Genomic DNA, 13,383 nt, shown 5'->3' with positions numbered 1-13,383 from the left:
GCAACCTTTCCTTTATCCGCGAACGACAAGAGGGTCTGAGTGCAATACAAGCGGTTCAGTTTGAGGCGAATAGGCAAAGAGCCGAATCAGAAGTCTTCGGTTATCTTGGATGATGTCGCGCCCGTGAAGTGCCTGGCTGTTATTGATGAGAAGTGCTGAGCTAGAATCCAGTGTGTACGTGCAGGCTTCAACTTGGGTGATTAACCGCCGCAGAGTATGAAGTGCTTTTTTTGCATGAGGTACCGCATGGTTATCCAGAGAATAGCGATAAGTGCTGTAGCGCAAGGTGTATCCGAAATGCCCATCGAACTGCAGGATAGAGCTCGCTGCGGGAGGCGGGCTATCATCCTTGATGAAGCACTCACTCCGACTGAAACGGTAAGAGCGTGATGAAAGCGCCAGTGCTTCTAGGCCATTGAGCTTTGCAATGACAGGTCGCATGGGTGTCAATCGAGTTGGTTCTCCTTGTGGATTCCACCGTGCCGTCAGAATCAGTGCGCTTGGAGCAGGCGAATGGCCTCCCTCGGCCACTACCGAGCAGTTATAAGGTGGCTCCGTATGAGGCCCGAGGCAAACGCCGGCATGGGAACTCAATTCGGCGGGTTGATGCGGGGCCTCATGAACCAGTGGGCGCTCACCGCCACCCTTGAAGTTAGCGACAAGCCGCAACTGTTTGGCATCGTTGTCGATATCGAAGGCGAAAGAACGGTATCCCACAAGACCAAGTAGAACCTGATGTCTCGATGCCAAATAGATTGTTTCTGGGGCATGAGCCAGCTCATCTATCGGTGGAAGAGAGTCTGGGACCGGGTCGGTGCGAAGCGGCAGCATGGAGCTAAATTCGATGGCGCAAACCTTACCGTCAATGAATGCTGATAATTGTGATAGCTGAGCAGTAGTCAGATAATTTTTCAAATCGAAGGCATAGTGAATGGACAAATCTGCAGAGCCTGGGGCGTCAGGTCCGCCGAGGCGTGAGAGATGTCTAGATGCTTTATCGAGTTTATAAGCTTGTACTGTACTGAAGCGAAAGTGAACGACATCTTGTAATGCGGTGCAGTAACTCCCTGTCATCGTATTATCCTTTATGTAGGGATGTGGCGAGATTTGGTTTGGACGAAGGCGCTATTGACGCAGCTTTTTCTCGCGCTGAATGCAGGACCTGGTAGCTCTGACCTGTAGGGAATTTCCCGCGAAATGGAGGCCATCTCAGGGCTCACTGTCCCCCAACCCCCCAGGGTTGGACTTCCCCGCCCGGAAACAGCAGAATGACTCCTTTACTCCAATCAACCTGTTCGGATCTGCTGACTCTATGCGTATGCGCCTGATGCTGTTGGGTGGTGGCAATGCCCTCGGGCAAGCGCTGATTCGTCTCGGGGCCGAGGAGGACATCGCATTCCTGGCACCGCGCCCGCCCGAAGATGGCTGGGCACCGGCCAGCCTCACTCAGCTGCTCGACGATCACCGCCCCGATGCCCTGGTCAACCTGGCTTACTACTTCGACTGGTTCCAGGCAGAGTCGGTCAGCGAACCGCGCCTGGCCCAGCAGGAGCGGGCGGTCGAGCGCCTGGCGGAGTTGTGCCAGCACCATCAGATCACCCTGGTTCAGCCTTCCAGCTACCGGGTATTCGACGGGTCACGGGCCACGGCCTACAGCGAAAAGGACGAGCCCGTACCGCTGGGCCTGCGTGGCCAGGCGCTCTGGCGCATCGAGCAAAGCGTGCGCGCGGCCTGCCCGCAGCACGTGCTGCTGCGCTTCGGCTGGCTGCTGGACGAGAGTATCGACGGGGCCCTGGGCCGCTTCCTCACCCGCGCCGAACAGCCCCAGGAACTGCTGCTGGCCGATGACCGGCGTGGTAACCCGACGCCGGTCGACGACGCTGCACGGGTGATTCTGTCGGTGCTCAAGCAGCTCGATTGCAGCGCGCCACTGTGGGGCACCTACCACTACGCCGGCAACGAGGCCACCACGCCGCTGGCGCTGGGCCAGGCGATCCTCACCGAGGCTGGCCAGTATCGCCAGCTGGCGGTGCAGGCGCCCACCGCGCAGGCCCATGCCGCGCGCCCGGATGCCAGCGAAGAGCCGCAGCACGCTGTGCTGGCCTGCAAGAAAATCCTTCACACCTTCGGCATCAAGCCGCGTGCCTGGCGCGCCGGCTTGCCGCCCCTACTGGACCGATTCTACCGCCATGGCTGACGCCCCCATTCTCATCACCGGCGGCGCCGGCTTCATTGGCTCCCACCTGTGTGATGCTTTGCTGGCCAAAGGTTATGCGGTGCGCGTGCTGGACGACCTGTCCATGGGCAAGCGCAGCAACCTGCAACTGGATCACCCGCACCTGGAGCTGATCGAAGGTGACGTGGCCGATGCGGGCCTGGTATTGCGTGCCATGCAGGGCTGCGGCGGGGTGGTCCACCTGGCGGCCGTGGCCTCGGTGCAGGCATCGGTGGATGACCCGGTGAAAACCCACCAGAGCAACTTCATCGGCACCCTCAACGTCTGCGAAGCCATGCGCGTGCACGGCGTGCGCCGAGTCTTGTTCGCTTCCAGCGCGGCGGTCTATGGCAACAATGGCGAAGGCCAGGCAATCAGCGAAGACACCGCCAAGGCCCCGCTGACCCCCTATGCGGTGGACAAGCTCGCCAGCGAGCAGTACCTGGACTTCTACCGCCGCCAGCATGGCCTGGAGCCTGTGGTGTTCCGCTTCTTCAACATCTTCGGGCCGCGCCAGGACCCATCCTCGCCGTACTCGGGGGTGATCAGCATCTTCTGCGAGCGCGCCACCCAAGGCTTGCCGATCACGGTGTTTGGTGACGGCGAGCAGACCCGCGACTTCCTCTACGTGGGGGACTTGGTGCAGGTATTGATGCAGGCGCTGGAGCAGCCACAGGTGGAAGAGGGCGCGGTCAATGTCGGGCTGAACCGGGCCACCTCGCTGAACCAGATGCTCAAGGCGTTGGAACAGGTGGTGGGCAGCTTGCCTGCGGTCAGCTACGGTGAGGCGCGGTCGGGTGACATTCGCCATTCGCGGGCGGACAACCAGCGGTTGTTGGCGCGCTTTGAGCTGGCGCAGCCGACTTCGATTGTCGAAGGTCTGGCTCGGTTGCTTGGCAAAGCATGAGATAGCCGGGGCTGCGTTGCAGCCCATTCGCGGCGCAAGGCCGCTCCTACAGGGGTAGTGTGGGGCCGGTTACGCGGCCCCGGCTTAGGTATGCCGTACCAGGGTACGCTGGCAATCCTCGGCCCTCAGCACCCGACCATCGCCGGCCCGCACTTCCAACATCTGCACAGCATGCCCGCTGGCCCTGTCCACCAGCGCCGAGCGCGCTTCCCCCGCCTCGAACAGAAACCGCTCCCCCCACTGGCGCAAGCCGACCACGATCGGAAACACCGAGCGCCCTTTCTCGGTCAGCACATATTCCTTGTAGGCACTGCCATCCGATGCCGGCTGCAACGCCAGCAAGCCGCATTCCACCAGCAGCTTGAGCCGCGAGGCGAGGATGTTCTTCGCCAGCCCCAGGTTCTTCTGGAACTCGCTGAACCGGCGCAGGCCATCAAAGGCATCGCGCAGGATCATCAGCGCCCAACGGTCACCCAGCACCTCAAGCGCCCGTGCCACGGGGCATTGGCTGTTCACTTCATCGAGCATCGGTAAATCCTCGCCTGATCATCTGGTTGCAGATTAAAACCAGGTTTGCTAAATATCCAGCATGTAGTTTCAATTTGAAACCAGAAATCAAGGGAGTGAAAGCCATGAGGCGCTGGATAACGCTGCTACTTGCCACCACCTGCGCGCTGGCCGTCGCGACGGTGTACATCGCTCAGCCGCTGCTCGAGTCCATGGCCCGTGACCTGGGCGTGGCGCAGGGCAAGGTTGGCTGGGTAGTCGGTGTCACACAGGCGGGTTACGCCCTGGGGCTTGTCCTGATCGTGCCCCTGGGCGACTTGGTCGAGCGCAAGCGATTGTTGCTGGGCCAGTTGCTGCTCTCGGCGCTGGCGCTGGTCGGGGTCGGCATGGCGCAGCAGTGGGCGCTGTTGTTGGTCGCCCTGACCCTGACCGGGCTGATGGCGGTGATGGTGCAGGTGATGGTGGCCTACGCCGCGACCCTGGCCGCGCCAGCACAACAAGGGCAGGCCGTGGGCACAGTGACCGGTGGTGTGGTACTGGGCATTCTGCTGGCGCGCCTGGCCTCGGGAGTGGTGGCCGACCTGGCCGGTTGGCGCAGCGTCTATCTCGCCTGCGCCGGGGCACTGCTGCTGATGGCCGCCTTGCTCCTGCGCTACTTGCCAGGCACCCAGCCTGCGGCTCATCGCCCAGGCTACCTGCGGCTGATCGGTTCGTTGTTCAGCCTGTACCGCCACGACCGGCTGCTGCGCCAGCGCGGCTTGTTCGGCCTGCTGATCTTCGCGGCGTTCAGTGTGCTGTGGAGCAGCATGGTGTTGCCCTTGAGCACCGCTCCCCTGGCCCTCAGCCATACGCAGATCGGCCTGTTCGGCCTGGCCGGTGTCGCTGGCGCGCTGGCCGCTTCCCGTGCCGGGCGCCTGGCCGACCGCGGCCTGGGGGAGCGCACCACCGGGCTGGCGCTGGCGTTGCTGACCCTGTCATGGCTGCCCACGGCCTTCGTTGGGCAATCGCTACTGGCCTTCGCGCTGGGCGTCGTGCTGCTGGATTTCGCCGTGCAGGCGGTGCATGTCACCAACCAGAGCCTGCTGCTGGCAGGGCGCGCAGCGCTGGCCAGCCGACTGATCGGTGCCTACATGTGCTGTTATTCGCTGGGCAGTGGCGTGGGGGCGGTGTTGGCGAGCGGCGTGTATGGCCGCTGGGGGTGGCCGGCGGTGTGCCTGTTGGGCGCGGCGTTCAGCGCGGCGGCCCTGGGGTGCTGGCTATGGCAGGGCAGGACGCGGGCGGCCGCAGCCGCCCTGCGTTGTTCAGGTCAGAACTTGTAGCCCAGGCCGACCATGTACACCCATGGGTCGACATCCACGTCGACCTTGGTCTTGCTGTAGCCCAAGGCGCTTGGGCCATTGACGCTGGCCTTGGTGTCGATGTCGACGTACCAGACCGAGGCGTTGACCAGCAGGTTGTCGGTGATCATGTAGTCCATGCCCAGTTGGCCGGCGATACCGACCGAATCCTGCAACTTGAGGTTGCTGAAGCCCTGTTGTTTACGGTTGCTGCTGAGGTCTTCATCGAAGAACAGGGTGTAGTTGATGCCCACGCCGGCATACGGCTGGAACTTGGAGTTCGGCTCCATCGGGTAGTACTGCACGGACAGGGTCGGTGGCAGTTGCTTGATGTCGGCCAGCTTGCCGTCCAGGCCGCCGCCCAGGCCCTTGACGCCCACGGTGTGCTTGAACGGGGTCGCTGCCAGCAGCTCAAGGCCCACATGGTCGGTGAGCATGTAGGCGAAGGTCAGGCCCAGCTGGGTGTCGCTGTCCAGGGTCGCCTTGGTGCCCGACACCTTGTTGCCATCGAATTTCAGGTCGCCGCTGTTCTCGTTCGGCGCGGTGGTGATGGCACCGGCCCGCAGAATCATGTCACCGGCCTGGTAGGCGTGGGCAACAGGGGTGATGAGCGCCAGGGCCACGAGTGAGGCGCCGAGCAAAGACTTGTTCATGGAAGCTCCCAAAGGACGTTATTAATCGAGTAGTCCAATGGTAAGGAGCAGCCCGGGCCAGTTACTTGACCCAGCTCAAAGAAGTGTCGTCACGAATTCGAAACAGTTCTCACTTCAGCTCATAAACGAATATTTTCTCGGCTTCCATCTGGTAACCGGCGTCGGCCAATTCGCTGCTGGAGGCTCTAACCTGCATCTTTCCTTCGATCCAGTAGGGCTGGTAGAGGTCTTCCACGCGCACCCCCATTTCGGTAATCACGTGGACGATCTGGTTCGAGGGTGGCGGAGGCACATGAATGCAGGCGCCGTAGTAAGGCACCAGCAGGAAGTCGGTGGTGCGGCCTTCCTCGTTCACTTCCAGCGGCACGATGTAACCGGGGATCTTTACCTGTTGGCCGTCCAGGCTTTTCACCACAGGTGCATCGGGTGCCTGCTGGCGGGCGGGTGGGGCAGATTCGGCAGAAAGCGCGTTGCCGAGCTGCGACATGTCGTGCAACGGCGTGAGCTGCGGCGGGATGACCGGCGCACCCTCGGGGATGAGGGCAGGCCAGTCCAGCTCGCGGGCCTCGTCTGCCCAGCTGGGCAGAGCGATGCACAGCAGTGCTGCCAACAGCAGGTGGGCTGCTCGTGCTGGCCGTTTCGCCAGGCAACGCGGTGCCTGGCACCGGCTTTGCCGGTGTTCGCGGGGCAAGCCCGCTCCTACAGGGTTCCTCAGCCCCTTCAAGTCTGTGGGGGCGGGCTTACCCGCGAAGAAGGCAGTGAGGTTCCAGGTCATTGCACACACTCTCAAAGGTGAATCGACAGGCCATCGGCCAGCGACTGCCGGTAGGCGCGCCAGGCCGGCACGCTGCCCATCAGCAGGGCCGCGCCGAGGATGATAGCCAGCAATGTCCATTCATGGGCACTGGGCCAGGCCAATGGCAGGTACAAACCATAGTTGGCCTGCACGTACCCCTGGGCCACCGCGATTCCCGCATACAACAGGCCAAGCCCCGCAGCGATCCCGGCCACTGCCAGTGCCAGCGCTTCGAGTACCAGCAACCCGGCGATGTGCCAGGGCCGCGCGCCCACCGAGCGCAGAATCGCCATCTCCCGGCGGCGCTCGTTGAGGCTGGTGAGAATCGCCGTGAGCATGCCGATCAACCCGGTCAGCACCACGAACAGCGACACCACGAACAGCGCCTGCTCGGCCGTGCCCATCAGGCTCCACAGCTCCTGCAGGGCCACCCCCGGCAGAATCGCCAGCAACGGCTCGCTGAGGTATTCGTTGATCTCACGCTGCAGGCTGAAGGTGGCGATCTTGCTGTTCAGGCCGAGCATGAAGGCGGTGATGGCCGTGGGTTGCAGGTCCATGGTGCGCGCCTGGTCGGCGCTGATGCGCCCGGCGCCACGGGCTGGCACGCCGTTGTGCCAGTCGATGTGGATGGCCTCCATGCCGCCCAGGCTGATGTGCAGTGTGCGGTCCACCGGGGTGCCGGTGCGCTTGAGCACGCCGACCACGGTGAACGGCTTGTCGTCATGCTTGACCAGGCTGATGGCGGCCACGCCATGGGCCAGTACCAGCTTGTCGCCGAGCTTGTAGTGCAGGGTGTCGGCCACTTCTGCCCCCAGCACCACCTCGAACGGGTCACTGGCGAACGCACGGCCCTGGCTCAGTTCCAGGTGCTGCTTGCGGCCGTACTGGTAATGGTCGAAGTAGTCGGTGGTGGTGCCCATCACCCGGTAGCCGCGGTGCGAGTCGCCCAGCGAAATCGGGATCGCCCATTTCACCCGTGGGTCCTGGGCGTAGTGCTGGAAGCTGTCCCAGCGAATGTTGTTGGTGGCGTTGCCGATGCGAAACACCGAGTACAGCAACAGGTTCACCGACCCCGAGCGGGCGCCAACGATCAGGTCGGTGCCGCTGATGGTGCTGGCGAAGCTGGCGCGCGCTTCGGTGCGCACGCGCTCGACGGCCAGCAGCAGGCACACCGACAAGGCAATCGCAAAGGCAGTGAGAAATGCCGTGAAACGGCGGTTGGCCAGGCTGGCCAAGGCAAGGCGGAGCAGGTACATCAGGCCTCCCGGGGCTTGGCGGCGCGGTTGAGTTCGGCCAGGGACAGGTGACGGTCGAACAGCGGTGCCAGGCTCTGGTCATGGCTGACGAACAGCAGGCTGGAGCCGGCCGCCCGGCATTCGTCGAACAGCAGGCCGATGAACGCTTCGCGGGTGTCGGCATCGAGTGCCGAGGTTGGCTCGTCGGCGATCACCAGTTCGGGCTGGCCGATCAGGGCGCGGGCTGCAGCAACGCGCTGCTGCTGGCCGATCGACAAGCTGTCGGCGCGCCGCGCGAGCAGCGCCGGGTCACCCAGGCCCAGGTGCGCCAGCAGTTCGCTGGCGGCCTGGTCTACGCTGCCATGGCGTTGCTGCGCACGGCTTGCGCGGCTGCGCGAGAAGCGGCACGGCAGCTCGACGTTCTCGCGCACCGACAGGAACGGCAGCAGGTTGAACTGCTGGAAGATGTAGCCGGTGTGGTCGACCCGAAAGCGGTCACGGGCACCCTGGCCCAGTGCGGCGAGGTCCTGGCCAAGCAGCTGGATGCGCCCCTGGCCAGGCCGGTTCACACCGCCCAACAGGCCCAGCAGGGTGGTCTTGCCACTGCCGCTGGGGCCCTTGAGGAACAAGGCTTCGCCGGCTTCCAGGCGAAATGCCGGAATATCCAGCAACGGCGCCTGGCCAGGCCAGGCGAACACCAGGTCCTGCAGTTCAATCAACGCCTGGTTCATCTCAGAATGCGACCACGGCCTTGGCAGGCGAGGTTTCCACGCCTTTCTGGCCGTTCGGGCCAATCAGCTGAACGTTGATCTTCTGGGTGGCCGGGAACGCCTTGTACAGCGGGGCGAGGTCGAGCTGGGCGAGTTTTTCCGGGGTGGCGCAGGTCAGCTGGTAATGGGCGTTGATGTCGCTGTGCACGTGGCCTTTTTCGTGTTCATCGCCGTCGTCGTCAGCCTTGGCCGCGTCGCCGAACAGCGGGCTTTCCAATTCCTGCTGGTCTTCCTTGCAGCCTGCTGCAGCGGCCAGGCCGAACAGCTTCAGCGGTTGTTCCAGCTGCTGGCGCACAGCGGCGACCTTGGCTTTGTCGGCATCGCTGCTGGCCAGGTGTTCGAAGCCGACCAGGTTCATGGCCGGGCTGTCCAGTTCCAGCTCCAGGGTGTTGCCGTCGAGCACCACATTGAGCTTGGCCACGCCGTGCTCATGGGCACCGAGGGTGCTGTGGGCATGGTCGTGGTCATGTTCGTCGTGGGCATGGGCCACGGCCAGGGGCAGCAGGGCGAAGGGCAGGGCAAGCAGCAGACGGCGCATGAACGACTCCAGGAATGGGCTGGGGGAAATATTCAGTTATGTTATAACAACTTTTCTCATGGCCGCCAGCCCGGGTGGCGCAGGTTTCATGTTGCGGTAGCATGGCTGACATTGACCTGCTTGCAAGGAAATCATCGTGAGAATTCGTGGACAGATTGGTGACTGGCCGGTGGACCTGACGGTCGAGCTGGAACCGCACGAGTGGGCGCAACTGGGGCGCCAGGTGGATGTGCCGGCCGTGTTGCCGGCGGCCGTTGGCGCTGTGGCGGCGGCGCCGCGCCAGGATGACGGGCAGTGGACGGCGGCGCGCGATGTGCTGCGCCAGGCGGGGCAGATGAGCGGGCCAGAGCTGCTCGACCGGTTGGAAGGGCTGGCCGGGAGTACGGCGGCGGGCAAGCGGTTGCTGGTGCGGTTGCGCCATTGCAGTGAGGTGAAGGTGGAAAGTGGCGCGGATGCGCCGGTGTATCACTGGGTGGGGTGAGGCTGCCTGGGCGGGCAGCGTGCATGGTAGGAGCGAGCACAGCTCGCGATGGGGCGCGCAGCGGCCCCAGGCTCTCAGCTTTGCCGCCAATATTGCCGGGGCTGCCTTGCAGCCCATCGCGAGCTGCGCTAGCTCCTACCGGGACTGCGCAAACCCGAAGGCGGCGCAGCCCCTGTCGCAACGGCCTTCAGCTCAGAACATGGCCGAAGACAACCGGCGGCGATAAACGCCCACCAGCGGGTGATCACTGCCCAGCAGTTCGAACACCTGCAGCATCGCCTTCTGCGGCAAGCCGTTCTCATAGCCACGGTTACGTTGGAACAGCTTCAACAACCCTTCCAGCGCCGCCTCGTACTGCTGGCGTGCCAGTTGCTGGATGCTCAGCTGGTAAGCCGCCTCGTCATCCTGTGGGTTCTGCGCCAGGCGGCTTTTCAGGTCGGCGACTTCCGGCAGGCTGGCAGCCTGGCGCAGGAAGGTCAGCTGGGCCTTGGCACCGGCCAGGGCGGCCTTGTGCTCGTCGGTCTTGACCGCATCCAGCACCACCTGGGCTTCACCCAGCTCGCCCCGCTCGGCCAGGCAACGGGCATACAGGATCAGCGCCTCGGCATTGCTGTTGTCTTCGCCCAGCAGCGCCTGCAGCAGCGCCTCGGCCTCGGCGAAACGGCTTTCGGCGAACAGCGCCTTGGCCTGCTCCAGGGGCGATGCAGCGGGTGCGGCAGGCATCTGCACGTGCGGTTCAAGCATGGCGCGGATCGCCGACTCCGGCTGTGCGCCGGCAAAGCCGTCAACCGGTTGGCCGTCCTTGAACAGCACCACGGTCGGCAGGCTGCGAATGCCGAACTGCGCCACCACTTGTTGCTCGACATCGCAGTTGATCTTGGCCAGCAGCAACTCGCCCTGGTAGCCCTCGGTGATCTTCGCCAGCAGCGGCATCAGGGCCTTGCACGGCGCGCACCACTCGGCCCAGAAATCCACCAGCACCGGCTTGTGGAAGGAGTTCTCGATCACCAGTTGCTGGAAGTTGGCATCGGTGGCGTCGAAAATGTACGGCAGGTCTTGGCTCATCGCGACTCTCGCAAATCCGTGAATGGCACCACTATAAAGGCTCGCGACTGGCGTGGTACAGGCTGACCCGGCGGAATTCGTGCGGCTCGGCCAGGTCCGGCAGGGTCAGCGCTTGCAGCACGCCCAGTTGGCGATACAGCGGGTGGCTGAAATCACGCACCCGCGAGTCGGCCACCAGCGCCTGGCGGCCGCGGCTGAGGAAGGCGTCGAGCAGCGGCAGGTTGGCCCGGTCGTACAGCACGTCGGCCACCAGGATCAGGTCGAAGCGGTCGGCCTCGGCGAAGAAATCTTCGCTGTAGCCCAGTTCCACGCCATTGAGTGCGGCGTTGGCACGGCACGCCTGCAGGGCCAGCGGGTCGAGGTCGCAGGCCACCACTTCCAGCGCCCCGGCGTGGGCTGCAGCAATGCCGGCAATGCCGGAACCGGCGCCGAAATCCAGCACGCGCTTGCCCGCCACCCAGTGCGGGTTGGCCGCGAGGTAGCGGGCCATGGCCAGGCCGCTGGCCCAGCAGAAGCTCCAGTACGGTGGCTCTTCGAGGATGCGCCGGGTTTCCTCGCTGCTGAACGCGCGGTCCATGTTCTGGTCATCGATCAGCCACAGTTTCAGCGCACATTCAGGCAGCTCGCTGGCCACCAGGCGCGCCTCGCCGATCAGGCTGCTGAGCGCCTGTTGCAGGGCAAGCGGCGCCACTTCAGGGCACCGCTTCGAAACGCAGCGGGCCGGTGGCCTGGGATTGGGGCTGGGCGATGCGCACGGGCGGCAGGTGCATGATCAGCTCGCCGGAGCGGCTGACGCGGCCACGCAGCTCCACCCGCGCACCGGCCGGGAAGGCTTCGGGGTTGAAACGCAGCTGGTAGGGCAGGGCTTGGCCGGTGCCGTAGAGGGTGCTGCTGGCCAGCAGTTGCTGCGGGCGGTTGCGCTCATCGATCACCAGCAGCGCCAGTTCCACGTCGGTGCCGGGCGGGATATCCAGCAGCGTGCCGCTCAGTTCGCGCTGGTAGGCCGGCAGCGGGCCCAGTGGCTCGGCTTTGCGGGCGGTGGTGGCCGGGGCGGGCGCAGGGGCGGCTTCGGTCTTGGGCCGATCGCTGCCGCAGGCGGCGAGCAGGGCGGCGCAGCACAGCACGAGGAGCGCACGAAGATGCATGGGTGGGTCCTTCACGGGCAGAATTCTATGGATGTTAACCCCTTTGGCTTGTCTTGCCAGTGCAATGCGCTACCATGGCCCTCCCTTTTTTTGTTGCCTGCCACCATGCACTGTCCGTTTTGCGGTGCCAACGACACCAAGGTCATCGACTCGCGTCTGGTCGCCGAGGGCGAACAGGTGCGCCGCCGCCGTGAATGCGTCGCCTGTGGCGAGCGTTTCACCACCTTCGAAACCGCCGAGCTGGTGTTGCCGCGGCTGATCAAGCAGGACGGCACCCGCCAGCCCTTCGACGAAGAGAAGCTGCGTGCCGGCATGCAGCGAGCGCTGGAAAAGCGCCCGGTCAGCATCGAGCGCCTGGAAGCGGCGCTGGCGCACATCAAGAGCCGCCTGCGCGCCACTGGCGAGCGCGAAGTGAAGTCGCTGGTGGTGGGTGAAATGGTCATGGCCGAGCTGCGCAAGCTCGATGAAGTCGCCTACATCCGCTTCGCCTCGGTGTACCGGCGCTTCCAGGACCTCGACGAATTCCGCGAAGAAATCGACCGCCTGGCCCGCGAGCCGGCTAAAGAGTGAGCATGCCCAGCCAGACCGCGATCCTCGACGCCCACTACATGGCCCGCGCGCTGGAGCTGGCGCGCAAGGGTGTGTACACCACCCATCCCAACCCGCGCGTGGGCTGCGTGATCGTTCGCGATGGCGAGGTAGTGGGCGAGGGCTGGCACGTGCGCGCCGGCGAGCCGCATGCCGAGGTGCATGCCCTGCGCCAGGCCGGCGAGCGGGCCCGCGGGGCTTGCGCCTACGTGACACTGGAGCCGTGCAGCCACCATGGCCGCACCCCGCCGTGCGCCGAGGCATTGGTCAAGGCAGGGGTGGCCCGCGTGGTCGCCGCCATGCAGGACCCCAACCCGCAAGTGGCAGGCCAAGGCCTGCAACGCCTGGCCGAGGCCGGCATCCGTGTTGCCAGCGGCGTGCTCGAAGCCGAAGCCCGCGCCCTCAACCCCGGCTTTCTCAAGCGCATGGAGCATGGCCTGCCGTTCGTGCGCGCCAAGCTGGCGATGAGCCTGGACGGGCGCACGGCCATGGCCAGCGGCGAAAGCCAGTGGATCACCGGCCCCGCTGCCCGTTCGGCCGTGCAGCGCCTGCGCGCCCGCTCCAGCGTGGTGCTGACCAGCGCCGCCAGCGTGCTGGCCGACAATGCGCGGATGACCGTGCGCGGCGCCGAGCTGGGCCTGGATGCCGAAACCACTGCCCTGGCCCTGAGCCGCACCCCGCTGCGCGTGCTTGTCGACGGCCGCCTGCGCCTGCCCCTGGACGCGCCGTTCTTCCAGGCCGGCCCGGCGCTGGTGGTGACGGCCCAGGGCGATGACCCACGCTATGCCGCCGCCGGCCATGAACTGCTGAGCCTGCCCGGCAGCGATGGCCGGGTCGACTTGCCCGCCTTGCTGCAGGCCCTGGCCGCCCGTGGCAGCAACGAAATCCTGCTCGAAGCCGGTGCTGGCCTGGTCGGCGCCTTTGCCCGGTTGGGCCTGGTCGACGAGTACCAGCTGTTCGTTGCCGGCACCTTCCTCGGTTCCCAGGCCCGGCCATTGCTGGACTGGCCGCTGGAGCAGATGAGCCAGGCGCCGCGGCTGAAAATCACCGAAATGCGCGCAGTGGGCGATGACTGGCGGGTCACGGCCATCCCTCTGCCGGCGCCCGGCGTATAATGCCCGGCTTGCCCCGCGCAACCCGTTTCTG

General features: G+C 64.9%; 16 protein-coding genes. 6 read left to right on the top strand and 10 right to left on the bottom strand.

Annotation, left to right across the window (positions count from 1 at the left end):
* Positions 1-12 precede the first annotated feature (12 nt).
* A complete protein-coding gene (locus tag F3J44_RS15710; protein ID WP_167273950.1) occupies positions 13-1,074 on the bottom strand; it encodes a hypothetical protein in 1,062 nt (353 codons plus the stop codon).
* Between the two features lie 238 nt (positions 1,075-1,312).
* Between F3J44_RS15710 and F3J44_RS15705 the strand changes: the two genes are divergently transcribed.
* Both F3J44_RS15705 and F3J44_RS15700 read left to right on the top strand, forming a co-directional pair.
* Positions 1,313-2,197: a sugar nucleotide-binding protein gene (locus tag F3J44_RS15705; protein ID WP_167063214.1), complete on the top strand. Its 885-nt coding sequence runs from the start codon at positions 1,313-1,315 to the stop codon at positions 2,195-2,197.
* Positions 2,190-3,122: an NAD-dependent epimerase/dehydratase family protein gene (locus F3J44_RS15700; protein ID WP_167273947.1), complete on the top strand. Its 933-nt coding sequence runs from the start codon at positions 2,190-2,192 to the stop codon at positions 3,120-3,122. Before F3J44_RS15705 ends, F3J44_RS15700 begins: the two co-directional genes overlap by 8 nt.
* Before the next feature lie 84 nt (positions 3,123-3,206).
* Here the strand turns inward: F3J44_RS15700 and F3J44_RS15695 are convergent, their stop codons facing one another.
* Positions 3,207-3,650: a helix-turn-helix domain-containing protein gene (locus F3J44_RS15695; RefSeq protein WP_167273944.1), complete on the bottom strand. Its 444-nt coding sequence runs from the start codon at positions 3,648-3,650 to the stop codon at positions 3,207-3,209.
* 104 nt (positions 3,651-3,754) lie between these two features.
* Between F3J44_RS15695 and F3J44_RS15690 the strand changes: the two genes are divergently transcribed.
* A complete protein-coding gene (locus tag F3J44_RS15690) occupies positions 3,755-4,948 on the top strand; it encodes an MFS transporter (protein WP_167273942.1) in 1,194 nt (397 codons plus the stop codon).
* Here the strand turns inward: F3J44_RS15690 and F3J44_RS15685 are convergent.
* From F3J44_RS15685 to F3J44_RS15665, 5 genes are all read right to left on the bottom strand, one after another.
* On the bottom strand, positions 4,936-5,619 hold the full coding sequence (locus F3J44_RS15685) for an OmpW family protein (RefSeq protein ID WP_167063227.1): 684 nt from the start codon (positions 5,617-5,619) through the stop codon (positions 4,936-4,938). The two genes, F3J44_RS15690 and F3J44_RS15685, sit on opposite strands and share 13 nt — an antisense overlap.
* Positions 5,620-5,728: 109 nt before the next feature.
* Complete coding sequence (locus tag F3J44_RS15680) at positions 5,729-6,310, bottom strand: DUF3299 domain-containing protein (RefSeq protein ID WP_205299916.1); 582 nt, start codon at positions 6,308-6,310, stop codon at positions 5,729-5,731.
* Positions 6,311-6,405: 95 nt separating this feature from the next.
* Entirely contained in the window at positions 6,406-7,671 is a 1,266-nt protein-coding gene (locus tag F3J44_RS15675) for an ABC transporter permease (protein ID WP_167063233.1), read from the bottom strand.
* The gene (locus F3J44_RS15670; RefSeq protein WP_167063236.1) at positions 7,671-8,381 is read right to left on the bottom strand and encodes an ABC transporter ATP-binding protein; all 711 of its coding nucleotides are present in this window, start codon (positions 8,379-8,381) and stop codon (positions 7,671-7,673) included. Before F3J44_RS15670 ends, F3J44_RS15675 begins: the two co-directional genes overlap by 1 nt.
* A gap of 1 nt (position 8,382) precedes the next feature.
* Positions 8,383-8,958: a DUF2796 domain-containing protein gene (locus F3J44_RS15665; protein ID WP_167273936.1), complete on the bottom strand. Its 576-nt coding sequence runs from the start codon at positions 8,956-8,958 to the stop codon at positions 8,383-8,385.
* A gap of 136 nt (positions 8,959-9,094) precedes the next feature.
* On the opposite strand from F3J44_RS15665, the gene F3J44_RS15660 reads away from it, so the two are divergent.
* Positions 9,095-9,439, top strand: coding sequence for a hypothetical protein (locus F3J44_RS15660; protein WP_167273933.1), 345 nt, complete (start codon positions 9,095-9,097; stop codon positions 9,437-9,439).
* Between the two features lie 192 nt (positions 9,440-9,631).
* Here F3J44_RS15660 and trxA read toward each other — a convergent pair whose 3' ends face one another.
* The 3 genes from trxA to F3J44_RS15645 are packed head-to-tail and all read right to left on the bottom strand — an operon-like array spanning position 9,632 to position 11,649.
* A complete protein-coding gene (gene trxA / locus F3J44_RS15655; RefSeq protein WP_167063246.1) occupies positions 9,632-10,504 on the bottom strand; it encodes a thioredoxin in 873 nt (290 codons plus the stop codon).
* A 31-nt stretch (positions 10,505-10,535) separates the two neighbouring features.
* A complete protein-coding gene (locus F3J44_RS15650; RefSeq protein WP_167273930.1) occupies positions 10,536-11,195 on the bottom strand; it encodes a 50S ribosomal protein L11 methyltransferase in 660 nt (219 codons plus the stop codon).
* 1 nt (position 11,196) lies between these two features.
* Complete coding sequence (locus tag F3J44_RS15645; RefSeq protein ID WP_167273927.1) at positions 11,197-11,649, bottom strand: YbaY family lipoprotein; 453 nt, start codon at positions 11,647-11,649, stop codon at positions 11,197-11,199.
* Between the two features lie 105 nt (positions 11,650-11,754).
* Between F3J44_RS15645 and nrdR the strand changes: the two genes are divergently transcribed.
* Together nrdR and ribD are read left to right on the top strand one after the other, a co-directional pair.
* Positions 11,755-12,219, top strand: coding sequence for a transcriptional regulator NrdR (nrdR, locus tag F3J44_RS15640; RefSeq protein ID WP_054886565.1), 465 nt, complete (start codon positions 11,755-11,757; stop codon positions 12,217-12,219).
* Positions 12,220-12,221: 2 nt separating this feature from the next.
* Positions 12,222-13,352, top strand: a complete 1,131-nt coding sequence (gene ribD, locus F3J44_RS15635) for a bifunctional diaminohydroxyphosphoribosylaminopyrimidine deaminase/5-amino-6-(5-phosphoribosylamino)uracil reductase RibD (RefSeq protein WP_167063254.1) — start codon at positions 12,222-12,224, stop codon at positions 13,350-13,352.
* Positions 13,353-13,383: the final 31 nt, after the last annotated feature.

The sequence above is a fragment of the Pantoea sp. Tr-811 genome (assembly GCF_011752535.1).
In the GTDB taxonomy this organism is placed as follows: Bacteria; Pseudomonadota; Gammaproteobacteria; order Pseudomonadales; family Pseudomonadaceae; genus Aquipseudomonas.
Note: the sequence above shows the minus strand (reverse complement) of the source record. Positions and strands in the feature narration are given on the sequence as shown.